19 protein-coding genes are annotated in these 22272 nt (G+C 59.6%); 13 read left to right on the top strand and 6 right to left on the bottom strand.

What is annotated here, in order from left to right:
- Positions 1-7 precede the first annotated feature (7 nt).
- The 3 genes from ACA059_RS10345 to greB are packed head-to-tail and all read left to right on the top strand — an operon-like array spanning position 8 to position 3727.
- Positions 8-691 (top strand): ABC transporter ATP-binding protein, encoded by a 684-nt coding sequence (locus ACA059_RS10345; RefSeq protein WP_008148510.1) that lies wholly within the window; start codon positions 8-10, stop codon positions 689-691.
- Positions 691-3195, top strand: a complete 2505-nt coding sequence (locus ACA059_RS10340; protein WP_497633707.1) for an ABC transporter permease — start codon at positions 691-693, stop codon at positions 3193-3195. Before ACA059_RS10345 ends, ACA059_RS10340 begins: the two co-directional genes overlap by 1 nt.
- 34 nt (positions 3196-3229) lie before the next feature.
- Positions 3230-3727 carry a transcription elongation factor GreB gene (gene greB / locus ACA059_RS10335; protein ID WP_008148506.1) on the top strand — a complete coding sequence of 166 codons (498 nt, stop codon included), beginning with the start codon at positions 3230-3232 and terminating at the stop codon, positions 3725-3727.
- A gap of 19 nt (positions 3728-3746) precedes the next feature.
- Here the strand turns inward: greB and ACA059_RS10330 are convergent, their stop codons facing one another.
- From ACA059_RS10330 to ACA059_RS10320, 3 genes are all read right to left on the bottom strand, one after another.
- A complete protein-coding gene (locus ACA059_RS10330) occupies positions 3747-4055 on the bottom strand; it encodes a hypothetical protein (RefSeq protein WP_046056997.1) in 309 nt (102 codons plus the stop codon).
- A gap of 247 nt (positions 4056-4302) precedes the next feature.
- Positions 4303-4737, bottom strand: coding sequence for a DoxX family protein (locus ACA059_RS10325; protein WP_497633706.1), 435 nt, complete (start codon positions 4735-4737; stop codon positions 4303-4305).
- Positions 4738-4840: 103 nt separating this feature from the next.
- Complete coding sequence (locus tag ACA059_RS10320) at positions 4841-6262, bottom strand: MltF family protein (RefSeq protein ID WP_497633705.1); 1422 nt, start codon at positions 6260-6262, stop codon at positions 4841-4843.
- Between the two features lie 235 nt (positions 6263-6497).
- Between ACA059_RS10320 and ACA059_RS10315 the strand changes: the two genes are divergently transcribed.
- Positions 6498-7304 (top strand): TatD family hydrolase, encoded by an 807-nt coding sequence (locus ACA059_RS10315; protein WP_347803610.1) that lies wholly within the window; start codon positions 6498-6500, stop codon positions 7302-7304.
- Positions 7305-7346: 42 nt separating this feature from the next.
- Here the strand turns inward: ACA059_RS10315 and ACA059_RS10310 are convergent, their stop codons facing one another.
- Positions 7347-8576: an acyl-CoA dehydrogenase gene (locus tag ACA059_RS10310; RefSeq protein ID WP_033057213.1), complete on the bottom strand. Its 1230-nt coding sequence runs from the start codon at positions 8574-8576 to the stop codon at positions 7347-7349.
- A 165-nt stretch (positions 8577-8741) separates the two neighbouring features.
- Here ACA059_RS10310 and ACA059_RS10305 point away from each other — a divergent pair, with 165 nt between their 5' ends.
- The 3 genes from ACA059_RS10305 to ACA059_RS10295 all read left to right on the top strand — a co-directional run bounded on the left by ACA059_RS10305 (position 8742) and on the right by ACA059_RS10295 (position 11209).
- Entirely contained in the window at positions 8742-9677 is a 936-nt protein-coding gene (locus ACA059_RS10305; protein WP_497633704.1) for a LysR family transcriptional regulator, read from the top strand.
- Positions 9678-9826: 149 nt separating this feature from the next.
- Complete coding sequence (locus ACA059_RS10300) at positions 9827-10228, top strand: MerR family transcriptional regulator (RefSeq protein ID WP_056740306.1); 402 nt, start codon at positions 9827-9829, stop codon at positions 10226-10228.
- Between the two features lie 81 nt (positions 10229-10309).
- The gene (locus ACA059_RS10295) at positions 10310-11209 is read left to right on the top strand and encodes a hydroxymethylglutaryl-CoA lyase (RefSeq protein WP_497633703.1); all 900 of its coding nucleotides are present in this window, start codon (positions 10310-10312) and stop codon (positions 11207-11209) included.
- A 667-nt stretch (positions 11210-11876) separates the two neighbouring features.
- Here the strand turns inward: ACA059_RS10295 and ACA059_RS10290 are convergent.
- The gene (locus ACA059_RS10290) at positions 11877-13571 is read right to left on the bottom strand and encodes an AMP-binding protein (RefSeq protein ID WP_497633702.1); all 1695 of its coding nucleotides are present in this window, start codon (positions 13569-13571) and stop codon (positions 11877-11879) included.
- Positions 13572-13775: 204 nt separating this feature from the next.
- Between ACA059_RS10290 and ACA059_RS10285 the strand changes: the two genes are divergently transcribed.
- The 4 genes from ACA059_RS10285 (at position 13776) to ACA059_RS10270 (ending at position 19445) form a co-directional block, all read left to right on the top strand.
- Positions 13776-14939, top strand: coding sequence for an isovaleryl-CoA dehydrogenase (locus ACA059_RS10285; protein ID WP_497633701.1), 1164 nt, complete (start codon positions 13776-13778; stop codon positions 14937-14939).
- Between the two features lie 12 nt (positions 14940-14951).
- Positions 14952-16559: a carboxyl transferase domain-containing protein gene (locus ACA059_RS10280; RefSeq protein ID WP_095128910.1), complete on the top strand. Its 1608-nt coding sequence runs from the start codon at positions 14952-14954 to the stop codon at positions 16557-16559.
- Between the two features lie 115 nt (positions 16560-16674).
- On the top strand, positions 16675-17490 hold the full coding sequence (locus ACA059_RS10275) for a gamma-carboxygeranoyl-CoA hydratase (protein WP_497633700.1): 816 nt from the start codon (positions 16675-16677) through the stop codon (positions 17488-17490).
- A complete protein-coding gene (locus ACA059_RS10270) occupies positions 17490-19445 on the top strand; it encodes an acetyl/propionyl/methylcrotonyl-CoA carboxylase subunit alpha (RefSeq protein ID WP_497633699.1) in 1956 nt (651 codons plus the stop codon). Before ACA059_RS10275 ends, ACA059_RS10270 begins: the two co-directional genes overlap by 1 nt.
- A 39-nt stretch (positions 19446-19484) precedes the next feature.
- Here the strand turns inward: ACA059_RS10270 and ACA059_RS10265 are convergent, their stop codons facing one another.
- Positions 19485-20135, bottom strand: a complete 651-nt coding sequence (locus tag ACA059_RS10265; protein WP_497633698.1) for a LexA family protein — start codon at positions 20133-20135, stop codon at positions 19485-19487.
- A gap of 129 nt (positions 20136-20264) precedes the next feature.
- Here ACA059_RS10265 and ACA059_RS10260 point away from each other — a divergent pair, with 129 nt between their 5' ends.
- Together ACA059_RS10260 and ACA059_RS10255 are read left to right on the top strand one after the other, a co-directional pair.
- Positions 20265-20606 (top strand): DUF6124 family protein, encoded by a 342-nt coding sequence (locus ACA059_RS10260; RefSeq protein ID WP_458510487.1) that lies wholly within the window; start codon positions 20265-20267, stop codon positions 20604-20606.
- 483 nt (positions 20607-21089) lie between these two features.
- The gene (locus tag ACA059_RS10255; RefSeq protein ID WP_497633697.1) at positions 21090-22241 is read left to right on the top strand and encodes a M14 family metallopeptidase; all 1152 of its coding nucleotides are present in this window, start codon (positions 21090-21092) and stop codon (positions 22239-22241) included.
- Positions 22242-22272 lie beyond the last annotated feature (31 nt).

Genomic DNA, 22272 nt, shown 5'->3' with positions numbered 1-22272 from the left:
ATTCTCCATGGGCGCAAGCATTCTCACCGCGAAGAACCTCAGCAAAGTGGTTCCCAGCGCGGAAGGTGAACTGACCATCCTGCACGAACTCAGCCTGAAACTGAACAAGGGCGACAGTCTGGCCATCGTCGGTGCCTCCGGTTCCGGCAAATCCACCCTTCTGGGCCTGCTCGCCGGTCTCGATCTGCCGAGCAGCGGTGAAGTCACGCTCGCTGGTCAAGCCCTGAGCAATCTCGATGAAGACCAACGGGCGCGCATCCGCGCCGAACATGTGGGTTTTGTCTTTCAATCATTCCAGCTGCTGGACAGCCTCAACGCCCTGGAAAACGTCATGCTGCCGCTGGAACTCGATGGGCGCAAGGACGCCCGTGAGCGCGCCACCGAACTGCTGCAACGCGTCGGGCTGGGTCAACGCCTGACCCATTCGCCCCGCCAGCTCTCCGGCGGAGAACAGCAGCGCGTGGCCATTGCCCGAGCCTTTGCCGCCGAACCCGATGTGCTGTTCGCCGACGAACCCACCGGCAACCTCGACAGCCATACCGGCGAGCGCATCAGCGATCTGCTGTTCGAACTCAATCAGGAACGTGGCACGACCCTGGTGCTGGTGACCCACGATGAACGCCTGGCACATCGCTGCCGGCGCCTGATCCGCCTTGACGCCGGCCTGCTCGTCCCGCCTCTGGAGGTTTGATGGCACGCCTGCCGCTGTTGCGCCTGTTCAGTCTCGCCATCCGCCAACTGCTGCGCGACGCCCGCGCCGGTGAGTTGCGCGTGTTGTTCTTCGCCTTGTTGGTGGCCGTGGCGGCGAGTACCGCCATCGGTTACTTCGGCGCCCGCCTGAACGGTGCCATGATGCTGCGCGCCACCGAGTTTCTCGGTGCCGACCTGTTGCTCGAAGGCAGTTCACCGGCACGGCCCGAACAAATTAAAAGCGGCACGGAGCTGGGCCTCGAACACGCTCAGGTGGTGGAATTCTCCAGCGTCATCGCCACTGACAACGGCATTCAGCTGTCCAGCATCAAGGCGGCCGACGACGTTTATCCGCTGCGTGGCGAACTGAAAAGCGCCCCGGCGCCCTTCGCCCCGGAAGAACCCGGTGGCGGACCGAAACCCGGTGAAGCCTGGGTCGAAGCACGACTGCTGACCGCGCTGGACCTGAAGATCGGCGACAGCATCGACGTCGGCATTCGAACCCTCAAACTGGCGCGAGTGCTGACCTACGAACCGGACCGTGCCGGCAACTTCTACAGCCTCACGCCGCGCGTGCTGATCAACCTCAGCGACCTCGCCGCGACCGGCGTGGTGCAACCCGGCAGTCGGGTCAGTTACCGCGAACTCTGGCGCGGTAAAGCCGAGGCGCTGGAAACCTATCGTCAATTGATCAAACCCGGCCTGGCCGCCAACCAGCGTTTGCAGGATGCCCGTGATGGCAACCGACAGATCGGCGGCGCCTTGGGCAAGGCCGAGCGTTACTTGAACATGGCCAGTCTGGTGGCTGTTCTGCTGTCGGGTGTGGCGGTAGCGCTGTCGGCGACGCGCTTCGCCACCCGCCGGTTCGATGCCAGTGCATTGCTGCGTTGCCTGGGGCTGTCCCGACGGGAAACCATGGTGCTGTTCAGTTTGCAACTGACGGTGCTCGGACTGCTCGCCAGCATCAGCGGCGCGCTGATCGGCTGGTTCGCACAACTGGGTCTGTTCGCGCTGCTGCATGATTTATTACCCACCGACGTTCCACCGGGCGGTCTGTTTCCTGCCATTGCCGGGATTGGAACCGGACTGGTGGCGCTGGCCGGTTTTGCCTTGCCGCCACTGGCGGCACTGGGCCGGGTTCCGCCATTGCGGGTATTGCGTCGGGACATGCTGCCGATTCCTTCCAGCACCTGGATGGTTTACGGCGCGGCATTGGGCGCCCTCGGGCTGATCATGTGGCGCCTGAGCCTGGACCTGCTGCTAACGTTCGCCCTGCTCGGCGGTGGCGTGATCGCAGCGCTGATCCTTGGCGGCTTGCTGTTGCTGCTTCTGAAGAGTCTGCGCCGAATGCTGGCGCGCGCCTCTTTGCCGTGGCGCCTCGGGCTGGGCCAATTGCTGCGTCATCCACTGGCGGCCGCGGGGCAATCCCTGGCCTTCGGGTTGATTCTGCTGTCCATGGCGCTGATCGCATTGCTGCGCGGCGAGTTGCTGGACACCTGGCAGAACCAGCTACCGAAAAACGCGCCCAACTATTTCGCGCTGAACATCCTGCCGGCGGACAAACAGGCGTTCACCGATCGCCTGATCGAATTGTCGGCGCAATCGGCGCCGCTGTACCCGGTGGTGCCGGGGCGACTGATCAGCATCAACGGCGAGCCGGTACGGGAAATCGTCAGCAAGGATTCGGCCGGTGATCGAGCGATCCAGCGCGACCTGAGCCTGACCTGGGCGGCGGATTTGCCGGCGGGCAACAAACTCACGGCGGGTAACTGGTGGGCCGAACAGACGCCGGACGAAATTCCCGGCGTATCGGTGGAAGGCAAAGTCGCCGAAAGCCTGAAGCTCAAGCTCGGCGATCACATGGTGTTTACCGTGGGTGGCGTCAATCGCGAAGCGAAAGTCACCAGCCTGCGGGACATCAACTGGGACAACTTCCAGCCTAACTTCTTCATGATCTTCCAGCCCGGCACACTGAAGGATCTGCCGGCGACCTACCTGACCAGTTTTTATCTGGCGGCCGGACATGATCAGCAGATCGTGGATCTGTCGCGAGCCTTCCCGGCGGTGACCATCTTGCAAGTCGAAGCCTTGCTCGAACAGCTGCGCAGCATCCTCGCCCAAGTCACCCTGGCGGTGGAATACGTGCTGTTGTTCGTGTTGGCGGCCGGGATGGCGGTGTTGTTTTCAGGCTTGCAAGCGACGCTCGATGAACGCATTCGCCAAGGCGCCTTGTTGCGAGCGCTGGGGGCCGAGCGGCAACTGTTGGTCAAGGCCCGGCGGATCGAGTTCGGTTTGCTGGGGGCGGTCAGCGGATTGTTGGCAGCGCTGGGTTCGGAACTGGTGAGTATGGTGCTCTACCGCTACGCCTTCGACCTGCCGTGGCACCCGCATCCGTGGTTGTTGGTGCTGCCACTGATCGGTGCGGTGCTAATCGGGGGAGCCGGTGTGTTTGGTACGCGCCGTGCGCTGAACGCCAGCCCCCTGACAGTCTTGCGCGAGGGTTGATAGACTCAAGCTCTCTCTACCACAAGAAGTTGCCATGAGCCGTTATCGCCCTCCCCGCACCGCTGGCACCGCGCTGATCACCCCCGAAGGTGAAGCGCGGATGCGGGCCGAGTTTCATGAGCTCTGGCATGTTCGGCGGCCGCAGGTGACACAGTCAGTCAGCGAGGCCGCAGCACAGGGCGATCGCTCGGAAAACGCCGAATACACCTACGGCAAAAAGATGCTGCGAGAGATCGACAGTCGCGTACGTTTTCTCACCAAGCGACTGGAAGCGCTCAAAGTCGTCAGCGAAAAACCGAGCGATCCGAACAAGGTCTATTTTGGCGCCTGGGTCACGATTGAAGACGAGGACGGCAAAGAGTCGCGCTATCGCATCGTCGGGCCAGATGAGCTGGACTTGAAACAAGGTCTGATCAGCATCGATTCGCCGCTGGCCCGCGCCCTGATCGGCAAGGCGCTGGACGCCGAGGTTCGGGTCCAGACACCGACCGGTGAGCAGTGCGTGTATATCGTGGCGATCGACTATCTTTGAGCCCCAGCGCGGCTGAGCCTCAACGTCGGGTAATCAGTCCCTGTCGGGCAACGCGCGTCAGCTGCTTGATCACTTCAGGCGCGTCCTCGAGGCTGGGCGATTGAATCACCGCCAGATCGAAACTGTCGCTGGCAAATCGAGCCAGCGATTCACCCTCTTCGACAAACTGGATCAGGAAGGCCGCAGGCCCACCGGTGCGACGTGGCCAGCCATCGAGATAACGCAAAAGTGTCGGCTGATGTTTGCCGCCAAGCAGGATTTTTGGATTGCGCTGGGTGAGGTGTGCCGTGATCGGCGCGGGGCGTATAACAGGGCTTAGTGCATTCATTGTGTCGTGTCTCTGCCTCAAAAGTCTGCATGGCAGGTGAGAGGCAACACCGAACCAGCGCTTTAGCGGTATTTCGAAGCCTGTTTCAAGCTTCTATCGGCAACTGAATGAGTCACCTGGCGCCCCGCAAGTAGCTGTTTAAATCGGCGCATGGGCAGCATCCTAGAGAAGCTGACCGGACAGTGTCAAGAATGACGAGCAACAAAAAGGCCCGCGCAATGCGGGCCTTTTCATTGAGCCAGAGCGGTCAGCCAGCGATAGCGCGGTCAGCCGAGAGCTTGCCGGCGCCTTCGATCAGCACCGCGATGCTGCCACCGAGCAGGGCCAGGGCGAATTCATAACCGTTGTTGGCCATGAACAGTCCGTTAGGAAGGTGCACCGAGAAGATTGCCACCAGCGAGAGGAAGGCCAGGCCGAGGGCTGCCGGGCGAACCAGCAAGCCAATGATCAATGCCAGACCGGCGAAGAACTCGGTACCGCCCGCCAGCGTCGCCATCAGATAGCCCGGCGCCAGGCCGATGCTTTCCATGTACTGCGCGGTTCCGGCCAGACCGTAACCACCGAACGCCCCGAAAAGTTTCTGCGAGCCGTGGGCAGCGAAGACGATGCCGACGAAGATCCGCAAGACAGTCAGGCCGTAGCCAGCGCGGGTAAACAGTACCTTGTTGATCAGTGTGCTCATGCTGTGTCATCCGTTGTCAGTGTGTGTTGGTTGGCCGCTATATTAATCAGTAAATTTCATGTTAAAAGCGCAATTAATGCGCCATTACAATCAGTTTATTCGATTATTTGCGTGAGGCAACTTTCTGCCCTTGGGGCTCCAACGACTCCCGCTCCCGATCGAACGCCAGGTAATACTTGTTCACGCTATTAACATAGCTGACGGCGCCCATTCCCACCTGCTCCATGGCGATGCGTTCGACCTGGAAGAACCACTGATTGGGATTCAAACCGCGCCGACGAGCCTCGGCACGCATGCCCTGTACCCGCTCCGGCCCCATGTTGTAGGCCGCCAGCACGAACGCCATGCGCTCGCGCTCGTTGAGTTTGGGGCTGGCAAAGAACTTGCGGCGGATCATCGCCAGGTACTTCGCCCCGGCCTGCACATTGGCGTCGAGATTCTGAATGTTGTTGACTCCCACCCGCTGGGCGGCGGACGGGGTGATCTGCATCAGGCCGGTAGGGCCGCTGCCACTGCGGGCGTTGGGTTGCAGGGCCGATTCCTTGAACGCCAGGGCCGCGAGATTCAACCAGTCCATGCCTTGGGCTTCAGCGTGTTTCTGCAGCACCGGTCGAAGTTTCTCGAGGCGCTGCCGATCAGCCTTGGCCAATGGATAGTGCACTTGATACAGACGTCGATAGATCCGCAGGAACGCGGCATCCTGATCCGATGGTTTTTTGTAACCGGTCAGGAAGCGATCAATGCTCGCCCGCAACATTGAGGCGTCGCGGCGCACGAACCAAAATTCTTCGCCCGGCTCACTGATGAGCACCTGCCGATCGAAACGCAATTTGGGCAGAATCTTGCCCCAGCGTTCGGCAATGGGTTGCTCGACGATCGTCAGGTGAAAGATTCCGCCCTGGACCATCTCCAGCACGTCCTCGACCGCCAGACTGGGATCGACCCACTCGATTGTCACCGGTGGCAGTTTAAGCAGCGCGAGCTTTTGATTGATCTGGCTGACCGCGTCCCCGGCGGCACTGCCGGTGGGCAGCGCCAGGGTCTTGCCAGAGAGTTGTTCGAGACGGGTGTAACGTCGCTCGCCTTTGATCCCGACCAATATCAACGGGATGTTGCTGGCAATCGGTTCACTGGTGCTGACCGCGTGGCCCGGTTGCAGGTCCAGCAGTTCCCCCGGCGCGACCAGATCACCCTCGCCGCGCTGCAAAGCACCGATCAGTTGATCCTTGCCCTTGGGAATGATCTTGAGGGTAATTTCCTGACCGTCACGGGCGTGACCGTTGAGGTACTGCTCGAAGGCACGCAAGCGGTGGTATTCAACACCGATGGCCTGGCCCTGAACTTCGCCGGAGCTGTTGCGGCTCTGGTTGACCAGCACCCGCAACACACGACTGCTGCGGATTTCCGCCAAGTCGCGCGCTTTGGTCGCAGGCACGGCTTGTAGCGGCCCGGCCAGACGTGCAACCGCCGGCATCGGCAGCAGCAACGAACAACACAGCAGTAGCAAAACCGAGGGACGTGTCATCCACTCTCCAGAAAGAATACTGGGCCGACTTCAAGAATTTTCATGAAATCGAACGACAGAAACAGAGCGCCGTGAGCGCTGGCAAAGTGCGAAAGACTGGCACAGTGATGGCACCCAAGCCACCCTGACCTGTCTCGCGGCATCAAGAGACAGCTATAACTCGTTGTAGTTCTTGGCTTTTCTTATAAATCTACAGCTCTGATATGCTTTCCGGCCTTTGGTCCGAGGTAGCACCATGCAACTCATCGATATCGGCGTCAACCTGACCAACCCCAGTTTTGCCGACAAACACCAGGCTGTACTCGACCGCGCCTACGCTGCCGGGGTCTGCCAATTGGTGCTCACCGGCACCAGTGTCGAGGGCAGCGAGCAGGCGCTGGAACTGTGCCGGCAACTGGACGAAACGGCTCAACGGCTGTTCGCCACTGCCGGCATTCATCCCCACTGCGCCAGCGACTGGAACGCCGACAGCGCCCAACGTCTGCGCAGTTTGCTCAAGGAGCCGAACGTCGTGGCGGTCGGTGAATGCGGGCTGGATTTCAATCGTGATTTCTCGCCGCGCCCGCAGCAGGAAAAAGTCCTCGAAGAGCATCTGGCGATGGCGGTCGAGCTGCAATTGCCGGTGTTCCTCCACGAGCGCGATGCCAGTCAGCGCTTGCTGGAGATCCTTCGCGATTACCGTGATCAGTTGCCGGCCGCCGTGGTGCATTGCTTCACTGGCGAAAAGAAGGCGCTGTTCAGTTACCTCGATCTGGATTTGCACATCGGTATCACCGGCTGGATTTGTGATGAGCGCCGGGGTACGCACCTGCATCCGTTGGTGAAAGAGATCAAGCGGGGACGGTTAATGCTGGAGAGCGATGCGCCGTATCTGTTACCGCGCAGTCTGCGACCCAAGCCGAAGAATGGTCGCAACGAACCGGCGTATCTGACCGAAGTGTTGCGGGAAGTGGCGTTGCATCGCGGGGAGAGCGAGGAAGATCTGGCGGCTCACAGCACGGCGTGTGCGCGAGCTTTCTACGGGTTGCCAATGGTCGACTGACGAACCGAACCTGTGGGAGCGAGCTTGCTCGCTCCCACATTATCAGTGGCTGCTGCGCATCATTTCTTTAGGCACGTACTTGCCGATCTCGAACTTGCCGATCGCCGCGCGGTGCACTTCGTCCGGGCCGTCGGCCAGGCGCAGGGTGCGTTGCATCGCATACATGTAGGCCAGTGGGAAATCGTTGGACACCCCTGCCCCGCCATGGATCTGGATCGCCCGGTCGATCACCCGCAAGGCCACGTTCGGTGCGACAACCTTGATCTGAGCGATTTCGCTTTTCGCAATCTTGTTGCCGACGGTGTCCATCATGTACGCCGCTTTCAACGTCAGCAGGCGCGCCATGTCGATTTCCATCCGCGAATCGGCGATTTTGTCGATGTTGCCGCCCAGACGTGCCAAAGGTTTACCGAACGCAGTACGGGTTACCGCCCGTTTGCACATCAGTTCCAATGCACGTTCGGCCATGCCGATTGAACGCATGCAGTGGTGAATCCGACCTGGGCCAAGGCGACCCTGAGCAATTTCGAAGCCGCGGCCTTCGCCCAACAGGACGTTTTCGTACGGCACGCGGACGTTTTCGAACAGCACTTCGGCGTGGCCGTGGGGTGCGTCGTCGTAACCGAACACTGGCAGCGGACGAACGATCTTCACGCCCGGGGCATCCACCGGCACCAGAATCATCGAGTGCTGCGCATGACGCGGCGCGTCAGGATCGCTCAGGCCCATGAAGATCAGAATCTTGCAGCGTGGATCGCAGGCACCTGAAGTCCACCATTTTTTGCCGTTGATCACCCACTCGTCGCCATCACGCACGGCGCGGGCGGCCATGTTGGTGGCGTCGGACGAGGCCACGTCCGGTTCAGTCATGGCGAACGCCGAGCGGATCTCGCCGCGCAGCAACGGTTCGAGCCAGCGTTGCTTCTGTTCTTCATTGGCGTAGCGCACCAGCACTTCCATGTTGCCGGTGTCGGGCGCGGAGCAGTTGAACGGCTCGGGGCCCAGCAGCGAACGGCCCATGATTTCTGCCAACGGCGCGTATTCGAGGTTGGTCAGGCCGGCGCCGAGTTCGGACTCAGGCAGAAACAAATTCCACAAACCTTCAGCCTTGGCCTTGAGTTTGAGCTCCTCCATGATTGCGGTCGGCTGCCAGCGATCGCCCTCGGCGACCTGGCGCTCGAACACCGCTTCGGCGGGATAAACGTAGGTGTCCATGAACGCGGTCACGCGCTCACGCAGTTCTTGCACCTTGGGCGAATAAGCGAAATCCATGGGCAGCTCTACCTTTTAACGGAGGGTTTTGATGAGTTGTTCAGGTCATGCAATCGATGCTAGAACAGCTACGAAAATTTACCTAGCCTATTCTCGGCGTGTATTAACATTCATCACCGATATATGATCGGCTGATCGAGAGCCCAACAATAAGAGTGCAGCGCAATGAATCTGAGCAAGGTCGACCTCAACCTTTTCATCGTCTTCGACGCGATCTACACCGAAGCCAACCTGACCCGTGCAGGGCAGATTGTCGGCATTACTCAACCGGCGGTCTCGAACGCTCTGGCCCGTCTGCGCGAGACCTTCAATGATCCATTGTTCGTGCGTACCGCTCAGGGCATGGTCCCGACGCCCATGGCGCAGAACATTATCGGGCCGGTGCGCAACGCCCTCTCCCTGCTGCGGGTGTCGGTGCAGGAAAGCCGTATTTTCAACCCGTTGCAGGCGGTCAAGACCTACCGCATCAGCATGACCGACCTCACCGAAGCGGTGATCCTGCCAGCACTGTTCCAGCGCCTGCGGCGCCTGGCGCCGACGGTGATCATCGAAAGCTTCCTGTCCAAGCGCCGCGAAACCACCAAGGAGCTGGCGGCCGGGCGCCTTGATTTCGCCGTCGATGCCCCCCTCAACACTGACCCGCAAGTGCGCCACGTCAAGTTGATGGAAGACCGTTACGTGTGCGCCATGCGCAAGGGCCATCCGCTGGCGGGCAAAGAAAAGTTCACCCTCGACGATTACCTGTCGCTGACCCACATCCATATCTCCAGTCGCCGCAGCGGTCTGGGCCATGTCGACCTGGCCTTGGGCAAAATGGGCATCCAGCGCAAGATCGCCCTGCGATCTCAGCACTACTTAATGGCATCCCAGGTGTTGCAGCAGACCGACATGGTCATGACCGTGCCGGAACGCTTTGCCCGTCGCCATGATTTGTACTCGGTGAACCTGCCGGTCAACGATGTGCCACCGGTAGAAACCCACCTCTATTGGCACGAAAGCACCGACCAGGACCCGGCCAACCGCTGGATGCGCGAGCAGATGATCGAGTTGTGCCAGCAGGTGACGGCACATGAGAAGAAGCTCGACAAACAGCCGGGTTGAACAAAGATCAAAAGATCGCAGCCTTCGGCAGCTCCTACATGGCATTTGAGTTCCCCTGTAGGAGCTGCCGAAGGCTGCGATCTTTTCGGCCTTGACGTAAACGTCAACCTGCCATTAGCTTAGCGCCATGACCTTTTTCGAGCGCTTCCATGAGCAGCCAGACCTATAGCATTTCCGACCTCGCCCGCGAGCTCGACATCACCACCCGGGCCATTCGCTTTTATGAAGAGCAAGGCCTGCTCAGCCCCGAGCGACGCGGCCAGGAACGCATCTACTCGCCCCGTGACAAGGTCAGCCTGAAGCTGATCCTGCGGGGCAAGCGCATTGGTTTCTCCCTGGCCGAATGCCGCGAGTTGATCGAACTCTACGACCCCACCGGCGGCAATCAGAAACAGCTGCAAACCATGCTGACCAAAATCGCCGAACGTCGTGAACAGCTCGAGCAGCAAATGCTCGACATCGAACAGATGAAGCTGGAACTGGACACCGCGCAGGAGCGGTGCACCCAGGCGCTGGAACAGACCATCAAAAACCAGCAGACGGTTCAGTAGGTCAACACAATCCCCTGTGGGAGCAAGCTCACTCCCACAGGGTTCTCCGAGTATTCAGACAATCAGCACAGGTCGAATCCCATGTCCCTCCCCACTCACGTACGCCTGGTCGAAGTCGGCCCACGCGACGGTCTGCAAAACGAAGCCCAACCCATCAGCGTTGCGGACAAGGTGCAACTGGTCGACGCGCTGACCGCCGCTGGCCTCGGCTATATAGAAGTCGGCAGTTTTGTGTCGCCCAAATGGGTACCGCAAATGGCCGGTTCCGCCGACGTCTTCGCGCAGATCCAGCGCAAGCCTGGCGTGACTTATGGTGCACTCGCCCCCAACCTACGCGGGTTTGAAGACGCCATTGCGGCCGGGGTCAAGGAAGTCGCGGTCTTCGCCGCCGCGTCGGAATCGTTTTCCCAGCGCAACATCAATTGCTCGATCAGCGAAAGCCTGGAGCGTTTCGTTCCGATCATGGACGCCGCCAGGCTACACGGGATCAGCGTGCGCGGTTACGTGTCCTGCGTGCTGGGCTGCCCTTACGAAGGTAACGTTGCGCCTGCACAAGTCGCTCGAGTCGCTCGCGAGCTCTACGCCATGGGCTGCTATGAAGTTTCCTTGGGCGACACCATCGGCACCGGCACCGCTGGCGCGACCCGCAAGATGTTCGACGTGGTGTCGGCCGACGTACCCCGTGAAAAACTGGCCGGGCACTTCCACGATACCTATGGCCAGGCCATGACCAACATCTACGCCAGTCTGCTGGAAGGCATCTCGGTGTTTGACAGCTCCATCGCCGGCCTCGGCGGCTGCCCGTACGCCAAGGGCGCCAGCGGTAACGTCGCCACCGAAGACGTGGTTTACCTGCTCAACGGCCTAGGTATCGAAACCGGTATCGACCTGGACGCCTTGATTCTGGCGGGTCAGCAGATTTGCACGGTGCTGGGGCGCGCGACCGGTTCGCGCGTGGCCAAGGCTCGTAGCGCACAGTGAGTGCGCGGATGTGTCCGGGTGTTACCGCTGCGTCTGAAACGTGGGGCGCAAGCGAGTAACACGGAAACAAATTGTCGGGTTTTTACTGGACGAAAAATCCGATAAAAACTTAATACGTTGATTTTAAAGGCTTTTTAAAAGTTGGCACGGCTTCTGCTATCTCTATTGCATAACAAGAACAAAAAAAGCGGCAAACCTAATAAAAATAAGACGTAACGACTCTGACATAACAAAAACAACACGGCAGAGACGCAGCTAACAGATTTTTTTGGAGAGGATGTGCTTTTCAGGGTGCTTTTCGGAGTAACCCGCAACCGGGCAGAGAACAATAAAACTACCTTCAGGTAGCTCCCGAACTGGTTGGATCGCTTAGCGAAAAAGTAGATCAGCGCTCAAAAAAATACGTTTGCTCTTGATCCCGGATGGGGATCGACAAAAACAGCGGTAAAGGGTCACGGTTTCCAAAAACAAAAACAGACCGCCCCTCAATAATAAAAAAAGAGCACGCGCAACGACAAAATTAAAGGGGAGCTTCGGCTCCCCTTTGTGCTTTCTGGCGTTTGGGTTTTTCCAAAATATCGCAGCCTTGTAGGAGCTGGCGCAGCCTGCGATCTTTTGATCTGATCCTTTTGCGCCAAGCCCAAAAGATCGCAGCCTTCGGCAGCTCCTACGGTATCGCTTTGAGCTCCTCGATACTGATCTCGCGCATCCGGAATTTCTGGATCTTCCCCGTCACAGTCATCGGAAACTCATCGACGAATTTAAAGTAACGCGGTGTCTTGAAGTGCGCGATGCGTTCCTTGCACCACGTTTGCAGCTCCTGCTCGGTAGCACTGTGGTCCGGATGGAATTTGATCCAGGCGACAATCTCTTCGCCATACCGCGAGCACGGAATCCCGATCACTTGCACATCCGCGACTGCCGGATGGGTAAAGAAGAACTCTTCCAGCTCCCGCGGGTAAATATTCTCACCACCGCGGATGATCATGTCCTTGTTACGCCCGGCGATGCACACGTAGCCTTCGTCATTCATGCTCGCCAGATCGCCGGTGTGCATCCAGCCCGCCTCATCAATAGCCTCGGCAGTGCCTTGCGGGTTGTTCCAGTAACCGAGCATCACACTGTAGCCTCGAGTGCACAGCTCACCGATAGTGCCGCGCGGCACCAGGTTGCCCGCCTCGTCGATGATCTTGCTTTCCAGTTGCGGCTGAGTTCGGCCGACGGTGGTGACGCGCAATTCCAGTTCGTCTGACGGACCGGTCTGCAACGACACCGGACTTGTTTCCGTCATACCGTAGGCAATCTGCACTTCGCTCATGTGCATGTCACTGATGACCCGGCGCATCACCTCGATCGGACAGGTCGCCCCGGCCATGATCCCGGTGCGCAGGCTCGACAGATCGAATTCAGCTCGCTTGGGCTGATCGAGCATGGCGATGAACATGGTCGGTACGCCGTAAAGCGCGGTGGCCTTTTCTTCGGCGACGGTAGTCAGGGTCAGCAGTGGATCGAACGCATCGTTGGGGTAAATCATGGTGCTGCCGTGGGTGACGCAGCCGAGATTGCCCATGACCATGCCGAAGCAGTGATACAGCGGCACCGGGATGACCAGACGATCACTCGCGGTCAGGCCTAGGCTTTCGCCGACCATGTAACCGTTGTTCAGAATATTGTAGTGACTGAGGGTCGCGCCCTTCGGGAAACCGGTGGTGCCGGAGGTGTACTGGATGTTGACCGCCTGGTCGAAATGCAGGCTGTGTTGACGTTCGCTCAACTGCTCGGCCGACACGCTCCCCGCGAGATCGGTCAATTGCGACCACGGCAGGAAACCCGATGGCGGCGAAGCATCAAGGCTGATGACACCGCGCAGCTCCGGCAGTCGTTCGCTCTGCAACTTTCCGATGGAGTGCTCAGCCAGCTCGGGAACGAGACCTTGCAGCATTCCGTGATAGTCGGAGGTCTTGAAGGCACCGGCGCAGACCAGCCATTGGCAACCGGATTGCTTCAATACATATTCGAGTTCGGAGCTGCGGTAGGCCGGGTTGATGTTGACCAGGATCACGCCGATTTTCGCGCTGGCAAACTGGCTGATACACCACTGGGCGCAGTTTGGCGCCCAGATGCCGAGGCGGTCACCGGCCTGCAAGCCCAGCGCTAATAGAGCTCTGGCGTGCAGGTTCACGACTTCGGCCAGTTGCTGCCAGGTGTAACGCAACTGTTGATGGCGCACGACCAGCGCCTCCCCGGTCGGGTACTGCGCGACGGTGTTATCGAATGCCTGGCCGATGGTCATCGCCAGCAAGGCTTTGTCCTGGGAACCACGGGTGTAGCTGCGCTGCGGGCTTGCACTGGGTTGATCCATGACGACCCCTATTGTCTTTATTAGTGGGTTGTTGGAACGAGGCATATGGCTAGCCCCGATCATTCAGAACTGGCTCTACTCTCGCTCAAGTTGACGTTAACGTAAAGGGTGATTGACAGCCATTCGTCACAGGCTTACGTTAACGTAAAGGTGAGAACCAAATCACGGCCCTCCCTACCCTACAAAAAAGCCAAAAGGTGACCCATGAGCTACCCATCCCTGAACTTTGCCCTCGGTGAAACCATCGACATGCTGCGCGATCAGGTTCAGTCCTTCGTCGCCAAGGAGATCGCCCCGCGCGCCGCTCAAATCGACATCGACAACCTGTTCCCCGCTGACCTGTGGCGCAAATTCGGTGACATGGGCCTGCTGGGCGTCACCGTGCCGGAAGAGTACGGCGGCGCTGGCCTGGGTTACCTGGCCCACGTGGTGATCATGGAAGAAATCAGTCGCGGCTCGGCCTCGGTCGCGTTGTCCTACGGCGCGCACTCCAATCTCTGCGTCAACCAGATCAACCGCAACGGCAACCACGAACAGAAAACCAAATACCTGCCCAAACTGATCAGCGGCGAACACATCGGCGCCTTGGCCATGAGCGAGCCGAACGCCGGTTCCGACGTGGTTTCGATGAAACTGCGCGCCGACAAGCGCGGCGACAAGTACGTGCTCAACGGCAGCAAAACCTGGATCACCAACGGCCCAGACGCCAACACCTACGTGATCTACGCCAAGACCGACCTGGAAAAAGGCCCCCACGGCATCACCGCGTTCATCGTAGAACGTGATTCCAAAGGCTTCAGCCGCAGCAACAAATTCGACAAGCTTGGCATGCGCGGTTCCAACACCTGCGAGCTGTTCTTCGACGACGTCGAAGTACCGGAAGAAAACATCCTCGGCGTGCTCAACGGCGGCGTGAAAGTGCTGATGAGCGGCCTCGATTACGAACGCGTTGTCCTGTCCGGCGGCCCGACCGGGATCATGCAGGCCTGCATGGACTTGATCGTGCCGTACATCCACGACCGCAAGCAGTTCGGCCAAAGCATCGGCGAATTCCAGCTGATCCAGGGCAAGGTCGCCGACATGTACACCCAACTCAACGCCAGCCGCGCCTACCTCTATGCGGTAGCGCAAGCGTGCGAACGCGGCGAAACCGCCCGCAAGGACGCCGCCGGAGTAATCCTCTACAGCGCCGAATGCGCGACCCGAATGGCCCTCGACGCGATCCAGATTCTCGGTGGCAATGGCTACATCAACGAATTCCCGGCCGGTCGTCTGCTGCGTGACGCCAAGCTGTACGAAATCGGCGCCGGCACCAGTGAGATCCGTCGCATGCTGATCGGTCGCGAACTGTTCAACGAAACCCGCTAAACGGAGCTGTCCATGGCTATCCTGCATACCCAGCTCAACCCCCGTTCGGCGGAGTTCGCGGCCAACAGCGCGGCGATGCTCAAACAGGTCGACGCCCTGCACACCCTGCTCGCTAAAGTGCAGCAAGGTGGCGGCCCGAAGGCGCAAGAGCGCCACACCTCGCGGGGCAAACTGCTGCCCCGTGAACGGATCAATCGCTTGCTCGATCCGGGTTCGCCGTTTCTCGAGATCAGCCAATTGGCGGCCTACGAGGTCTATGGCGAAGACGTTCCCGCCGCTGGCGTGATTGCCGGGATCGGCCGTGTGGAAGGCGTCGAATGCATGATCGTCGCCAACGACGCCACCGTAAAAGGTGGCTCGTATTACCCGCTGACCGTGAAGAAACACCTGCGCGCCCAAACCATCGCCCAGCAGAATCGTTTGCCGTGCATCTATCTGGTGGACTCTGGCGGCGCCAACCTGCCACGTCAGGATGAAGTGTTCCCGGACCGTGAGCACTTCGGGCGGATCTTCTTCAACCAGGCGAATATGAGCGCCATGGGCATCCCGCAAATCGCGGTGGTCATGGGCTCCTGCACCGCCGGTGGCGCGTACGTGCCGGCCATGGCCGACGAAGCAATCATGGTGCGCGAGCAAGCGACGATTTTCCTCGCCGGTCCGCCGCTGGTAAAAGCCGCCACCGGTGAAGTGGTCAGTGCCGAAGACCTGGGCGGGGCCGATGTGCATTGCAAGATTTCCGGGGTGGCCGACCATTATGCCGAGAGCGACGAACACGCCTTGGCCATTGCGCGGCGCAGTATCGCCAACCTCAACTGGCGCAAGCTCGGCGAAGTGCAACAGCGCACGCCCATCGCCCCGCTCTACAACAGCGACGAGCTCTACGGCGTAGTCTCGGCCGACGCCAAGCAGCCGTTCGACGTGCGAGAAGTGATTGCGCGGTTGGTGGACGGTTCGGTGTTCGACGAATTCAAAGCGCTGTTCGGGACGACCCTGGTGTGCGGCTTTGCCCACTTGCACGGTTACCCGATTGCGATCCTCGCCAACAACGGCATTCTGTTCGCCGAAGCCGCGCAAAAAGGCGCGCACTTCATCGAACTGGCCTGTCAGCGCGGCATTCCGTTGCTGTTCCTGCAAAACATCACCGGTTTCATGGTCGGCCAGAAATACGAGGCCGGCGGCATCGCCAAGCATGGCGCGAAACTGGTGACCGCCGTGGCGTGCGCCAAGGTGCCGAAATTTACCGTGATCATCGGCGGCAGTTTCGGTGCCGGTAACTACGGCATGTGCGGCCGGGCTTACGATCCACGTTTTCTGTGGATGTGGCCGAACGCACGCATCGGCGTGATGGGCGCCGAGCAGGCTGCGGGGGTTTTGGTGCAGGTTAAACGCGAGCAGGCCGAGCGCAGTGGTCACAGTTTCAGCGCCGAGCAGGAAGCCGAGATCAAGCAACCGATCCTCGACCAGTATGAAGAACAGGGTCATCCCTACTACTCCAGCGCCCGGTTGTGGGACGACGGCGTCATCGACCCGGCGCAAACCCGCGATGTATTGGCCCTGGCCTTGTCGGCATCGCTGAATGCGCCTGTCGAACAGAGCCGCTTCGGCGTGTTCCGGATGTGATTTTCTGTGGGAGCGGGCTTGCTCGCGAAGGGTTCACCGCGGTTTATCTGATGCACCGCGTTATCGTTCTTCGCGAGCAAGCCCGCTCCCACAAGATTTGTGGAGACGGATATATATGAGCGACTTCAATACCCTCGAACTGCTGAGCGACCCGCGTGGTTTTGCGACCCTGTGGCTCAGCCGCGAAGAAAAGAACAACGCCTTCAACGCCGAAATGATCCGCGAACTGATCCTCGCGCTGGACAAAGTGTCGAGCGATGCCAGTCTGCGGTTTCTGCTGGTGCGGGGACGCGGAAAGCATTTCAGCGCCGGCGCGGATCTGGCCTGGATGCAGCAATCGGCCGAACTCGATTACCACACCAACCTCGACGACGCCCGGGAACTGGCGGAGTTGATGTACAACCTCGCCAAGCTGAAAGTCCCGACGCTGGCGGTGGTGCAAGGCGCTGCATTCGGCGGTGCGCTGGGCCTGATCAGTTGCTGCGACATGGCCATCGGCGCCGATGACGCGCAGTTCTGCCTGTCGGAAGTACGCATCGGCCTGGCCCCGGCGGTGATCAGTCCGTTCGTGGTACAAGCCATCGGCGAGCGCGCGGCACGTCGCTACGCGCTGACTGCCGAGCGTTTCGGCGGGCAACGAGCACGGGAAATCGGCTTGTTGTCGGAGAGTTATCCGATTGCTGAGCTGGAGCAAAAAGTCGAACAGTGGATCGACAACCTGCTGCTGAACAGCCCGGCCGCCCTGCGCGCCAGCAAGGACTTGCTGCGTGAAGTAGGCCACGGCGCGCTGACCCCGGCGCTACGCCGCTACACCGAAAACGCCATCGCCCGCATCCGCGTCAGCCCCGAAGGTCAGGAAGGCTTGCGGGCCTTTCTGCAAAAACGTCCGCCGAGCTGGCAAGCCGAAACCACCACCAAGGAGCCGCGTTGATGAGCGCACCTGTTCTCACCACCCTGCTGGTGGCCAACCGCGGCGAAATCGCTTGCCGGGTGATGCGCACCGCCAAAGCCCTGGGCCTGACCACTGTGGCCGTGCACAGCGCCACTGACCGTGACGCCCGACACAGCCGCGAAGCGGATATCCGCGTCGACCTCGGTGGCAGCAAAGCCGCTGACAGTTATCTGCAAATCGACAAACTGATCGCCGCGGCCAAGGCCAGTGGCGCTCAGGCGATTCATCCGGGTTATGGCTTTCTTTCCGAGAACGCCGGGTTCGCCCGTGCTATCGAAGAAGCTGGCCTGATTTTCCTCGGCCCGCCCGCCTCGGCCATCGACGCGATGGGCAGCAAATCCGCGGCCAAAGCCTTGATGGAAACCGCCGGCGTGCCGCTGGTGCCCGGCTATCACGGTGAGGCGCAGGACCTCGACACCTTCCGCGACGCCTGCGAACGCATCGGTTATCCGGTGCTGCTCAAGGCCACCGCGGGTGGTGGCGGCAAAGGCATGAAAGTGGTCGAGGACGTCAGCCAGTTGGCCGAAGCCCTGGCCTCGGCCCAACGTGAAGCGAAATCCTCGTTCGGTGATTCGCGGATGCTAGTGGAGAAGTACCTGCTCAAACCGCGTCACGTGGAAATCCAGGTCTTTGCCGATCAGCACGGCAACTGCCTGTACCTCAACGAACGTGATTGCTCGATCCAGCGTCGGCACCAAAAAGTCGTTGAAGAAGCACCCGCTCCAGGCTTGAGCCCGGAACTGCGTCGCGCCATGGGCGAAGCCGCCGTGCGTTCGGCACAGGCCATCGGTTATGTCGGCGCCGGCACCGTGGAATTTCTGTTGGATTCGCGGGGTGAGTTCTTCTTCATGGAGATGAACACACGTCTGCAAGTCGAACACCCGGTCACCGAAGCCATCACCGGCCTCGATCTGGTGGCCTGGCAGATTCGTGTGGCCCGTGGCGAAGCGCTGCCGATGACTCAAGCCGAGGTTCCGCTGATCGGCCATGCCATCGAAGTGCGGTTGTATGCCGAAGACCCGGGCAATGATTTCCTGCCGGCGACCGGTCGACTGGAGCTGTATCGCGAATCCGCGCAAGGTCCGGGACGGCGGGTGGACAGTGGCGTCGAAGAAGGCGATGAAATTTCACCGTTCTACGACCCGATGCTCGGCAAATTGATTGCCTGGGGCGAGGATCGTGAACAAGCGCGACTGCGGCTGCTGAGCATGCTCGATGAATTTGCCATTGGCGGGCTCAAGACCAACATCAACTTCCTGCGCCGGATCGTCGGCCATCCGGCGTTTGCTGCGGCCGAACTGGATACCGGGTTCATTCCGCGTTATCAGGAAGAACTGCTGCCAGCCGCCTCGGACCTCAGTGACGAATTCTGGCAAGCCGCCGCCCAGGCGTTTGCCCAAAGCCAGCCGAGTACGACCCGTGCCGATGACCCGGTTTCGCCTTGGGCCAACAGCAATGGTTTCCGTGCCGGACTGCCGACAGAAATCACCCTGCATTTGAGTTGTGAAGGTCAGGATCGTGCGCTGACATTGGCCGACGCTGATGCCCACACCGCTCAACTCAAGGGCGAGCAACTGCTGACCGAGCACAACGGCCTGCGCCGCCAGCATCGGGCAATCCGTCGGGGCGACGTTGTGTATCTGCAATGGGAAGGTGAATTGCGCCGCATCGAGTCCTACGACCCGATCAGCGCCGTCGAGGCCAGTCACAGCCATCACGGTGGGCTGACCGCCCCCATGAATGGCAGCATCGTGCGGGTACTGGTTGAAGCCGGGCAAACGGTCGAAGCCGGGGCGCAGTTGGTGGTGCTGGAGGCGATGAAGATGGAGCACAGCATTCGTGCACCACACGCCGGGGTGATCAAGGCGCTGTATTGCCAGGAAGGCGAGATGGTCAGCGAAGGCAGTGCGTTGGTCGAGTTTGAAGAAGCATGAAATGTAGATCGGTCCTACGTCTTGCGAGGACCGATCTGATTAGAACCTGGCTGTCGCCTGAACCACCACGCCGATAATTCGGCACTCTTCGGTGTAAAGGGCTTTCGGATACGTCGGATTGAGCGGGACCAGGTAACGCTGCCCGCCCTCTTCTATCAGTTTGCGAAAGGTCGCCTCGGCGCTGTCGGGCCATTGGGCGATCACCAGCTTTCCGGGCTCCGGCACAATGGCCGGGTCCACCAGGATCATCATGCCCTCGGCGATGCTGATGCCAGTAGGCGCGGTCATCGCATCGCCTACCACACTCAGCCAGAAAGCCGGGCCCTGGGCGTGGTAGTCGGTCAGTTCGAAGCGTTCCTCCTTGCGGTACACCGTCAGCTCGCCATCACGCAGTTGCGCCGACTCCTTCCAGTCACTGACCGGGTAGCGGAAGTACGGGTTGTACTTGAGCGTCAGGGGCATTTCCTCCTCTTCCAAGACGAGTGGTTCGCGGATCACCAACGCCACTTCGAGAAAGTCCATGCCCAGCGCCTTCAACACACGGTTCATGTTGACGACGCCAGGATCGCGGCGTTTGTTCAGCCAGTGGCCGACGCCGCCCTGAGACATCCCGAGGCGATCTGCGAGTTCTTCTTGAGTGATTTTGAGTTCACTCATCTTGGCCTTGACCAATTCAATCCATTTATCCATGTGCGGCACGATACGTGGGCGCCTCCGGCCGTCAAAACACAAATTGTAGTATTTAATCTCTCGTCATAAATACAGTACGTACTAGGATTGGTTCACGGATCTGAATCTATCACGGAGTTTGCCATCGCCATGTCCATCCCCTGCAACGACCTGCCTGACATGCAAATCGACACTTCCCTCACCTCGCCCAAAGGCTCTGCCGCCGCGCAACGAGCGCTGGACTATTACTTGAAACCAGCTGTTTCAGAGGAAGTGGTCGAAGAACGTTTCTTTGACGTAAACCGCAACATCAGCTGCGAAGAGGCGCTGGTCCATGCCACGGATTTGCTACGTTGTGCCGCCGCCATCGCGCACGAGTCAGCCAGCAATTTGCAGGGCGCAAGTCGGGACCTGGCGTTTTCGGCGGTGCACATGATCGACATGGCCAAGGCGATGGTGGATCGATCTCTGGAGGGCGATCAGAACGGATGAGACTAGGGTGCTTGCAAGGAGGACGGGAAAGAACTTTCCAATCGCGCAGATAAAAACATTTGACTTGCAAACGAGAATGATTATTATTGCATGCAGCTGGTCGCGAGATCGGTCGATTGTCCAAGTGACCTTAGGTCGGTCTCCTGGACTATCTCCTCATCAGGCTAATCACGGTTTTTGACCCGGCTTTTTGCCGGGTCTTTTTTTTGCCAGTTATTCTGGCTTTACCTTCAGGCTAATGAAGTCTTTAGGTGCTGCAAATTCGAATGACGCGGATGATATCAAACGAATATCCGTTGGCAAGAGAAGCCCGGCATCATTGGCCCAAACTAATCAAAAATAGCGCTTGAGAATCAATTGCACAGTCTCTAAGCTGCGTCGGCGTCAAGGAGGACGCCCCCCGCTTCATCCCAGAATTTCCCCCGGTTTTTCCCTTCCCAGCGTGTAAAGTAACAGCCATAAAATCATATTCAGGAATCGACTATGACCGTGGCTAAATCCTCTTTCGACATCAGTGCCAACTTCGACAGTGGCAACATTGAAGTGCTGGACATCAGCAATCCGTTGCAAGCCCTGCTGGCCATCAAGCCAGACACCCGCAGCCAGCACTTTCAGTGGTTCCACTTCAAGGCCAGCGGTCTGCACGTCGGTCAGGAACACTGGTTTCGTCTGAACAATGCCAGCAAGTCCTCCTACAACAAAGCCTGGGATGGTTATCAGGCCGTGGCGTCCTACGACCACGTCAACTGGTTCCGGGTGCCGACCATTTTCGAAGGTGACTGCCTGCGCTTCAGCCTTGAGGCCACCGCCACCCACGCCTGGTTTGCTTACTTCGAACCCTATAGCCGCGGTCGCCATGACTGGCTGATCGAGCAAGCGCTGGCCAAGGCTGGCACCGAACTGCTGGCCACCGGCAAAAGCGTCGAAGGTCGAGACATCCAGCTGCTGCGTAAAGGCACGGGCGCCGAAGGTCAACGCAAGGTCTGGATCATCGCCCAGCAACATCCCGGTGAACACATGGCCGAATGGTTCATGGAAGGCGTGATCGAACGTCTCGAAAAACACGACGATCCGGTATTGAACAAACTGCTGACCAGCGCCGATCTGTATTTGGTGCCGAACATGAACCCGGACGGCGCTTTCCACGGTCACCTGCGCACCAACGCCATGGGCCAGGACCTGAACCGCGCCTGGCAGAGCGCCAGCCAGGAAATCAGCCCGGAAGTGCTGTTCGTTCAGCAGCAAATGGAAAAGTACGGCGTGGACCTGTTCCTCGATATCCATGGCGATGAAGAAATCCCCTACGTGTTCACCGCCGGCTGCGAAGGCAACCCGGGTTACACGCCACGGATCGAAAAACTCGAAGAGCAATTCCGCAGCCATCTGAAGCACCTGACCAAGGACTTCCAGACCAAGCACGGCTACACCCGCGACGAACCGGGCAAAGCCAACATGACCTTGGCGTGCAACAGCGTCGGCGAGAAATTCGACAGCCTGTCGCTGACCCTCGAAATGCCCTTCAAGGACAACAACGATGCGCCGAATGCGCTGACCGGCTGGTCTGGCAAGCGCTCGAAGCAGTTGGGCAAGGATGTGCTGACGACCGTGGCTGACATGGTCGATACCTTGCGCTGAATGCGCAGAATCAAAAGATCGCAGGCTTCGC

Source organism: Pseudomonas sp. LBUM1647 (genome assembly GCF_059716175.1).
This window is presented reverse-complemented; position numbering and strand designations above follow the sequence as displayed.

Coding starts and splice junctions, on each gene's coding strand:
- ACA059_RS10345 (WP_008148510.1), top strand. CDS start 8: ATGGGCGCAAGCATTCTCACCGCGAAGAACCTCAGCAAAGTGGTTCCC.
- ACA059_RS10340 (WP_497633707.1), top strand. CDS start 691: ATGGCACGCCTGCCGCTGTTGCGCCTGTTCAGTCTCGCCATCCGCCAA.
- greB (WP_008148506.1), top strand. CDS start 3,230: ATGAGCCGTTATCGCCCTCCCCGCACCGCTGGCACCGCGCTGATCACC.
- ACA059_RS10330 (WP_046056997.1), bottom strand. CDS start 4,055: ATGAATGCACTAAGCCCTGTTATACGCCCCGCGCCGATCACGGCACAC.
- ACA059_RS10325 (WP_497633706.1), bottom strand. CDS start 4,737: ATGAGCACACTGATCAACAAGGTACTGTTTACCCGCGCTGGCTACGGC.
- ACA059_RS10320 (WP_497633705.1), bottom strand. CDS start 6,262: ATGACACGTCCCTCGGTTTTGCTACTGCTGTGTTGTTCGTTGCTGCTG.
- ACA059_RS10315 (WP_347803610.1), top strand. CDS start 6,498: ATGCAACTCATCGATATCGGCGTCAACCTGACCAACCCCAGTTTTGCC.
- ACA059_RS10310 (WP_033057213.1), bottom strand. CDS start 8,576: ATGGATTTCGCTTATTCGCCCAAGGTGCAAGAACTGCGTGAGCGCGTG.
- ACA059_RS10305 (WP_497633704.1), top strand. CDS start 8,742: ATGAATCTGAGCAAGGTCGACCTCAACCTTTTCATCGTCTTCGACGCG.
- ACA059_RS10300 (WP_056740306.1), top strand. CDS start 9,827: ATGAGCAGCCAGACCTATAGCATTTCCGACCTCGCCCGCGAGCTCGAC.
- ACA059_RS10295 (WP_497633703.1), top strand. CDS start 10,310: ATGTCCCTCCCCACTCACGTACGCCTGGTCGAAGTCGGCCCACGCGAC.
- ACA059_RS10290 (WP_497633702.1), bottom strand. CDS start 13,571: ATGGATCAACCCAGTGCAAGCCCGCAGCGCAGCTACACCCGTGGTTCC.
- ACA059_RS10285 (WP_497633701.1), top strand. CDS start 13,776: ATGAGCTACCCATCCCTGAACTTTGCCCTCGGTGAAACCATCGACATG.
- ACA059_RS10280 (WP_095128910.1), top strand. CDS start 14,952: ATGGCTATCCTGCATACCCAGCTCAACCCCCGTTCGGCGGAGTTCGCG.
- ACA059_RS10275 (WP_497633700.1), top strand. CDS start 16,675: ATGAGCGACTTCAATACCCTCGAACTGCTGAGCGACCCGCGTGGTTTT.
- ACA059_RS10270 (WP_497633699.1), top strand. CDS start 17,490: ATGAGCGCACCTGTTCTCACCACCCTGCTGGTGGCCAACCGCGGCGAA.
- ACA059_RS10265 (WP_497633698.1), bottom strand. CDS start 20,135: ATGGATAAATGGATTGAATTGGTCAAGGCCAAGATGAGTGAACTCAAA.
- ACA059_RS10260 (WP_458510487.1), top strand. CDS start 20,265: ATGTCCATCCCCTGCAACGACCTGCCTGACATGCAAATCGACACTTCC.
- ACA059_RS10255 (WP_497633697.1), top strand. CDS start 21,090: ATGACCGTGGCTAAATCCTCTTTCGACATCAGTGCCAACTTCGACAGT.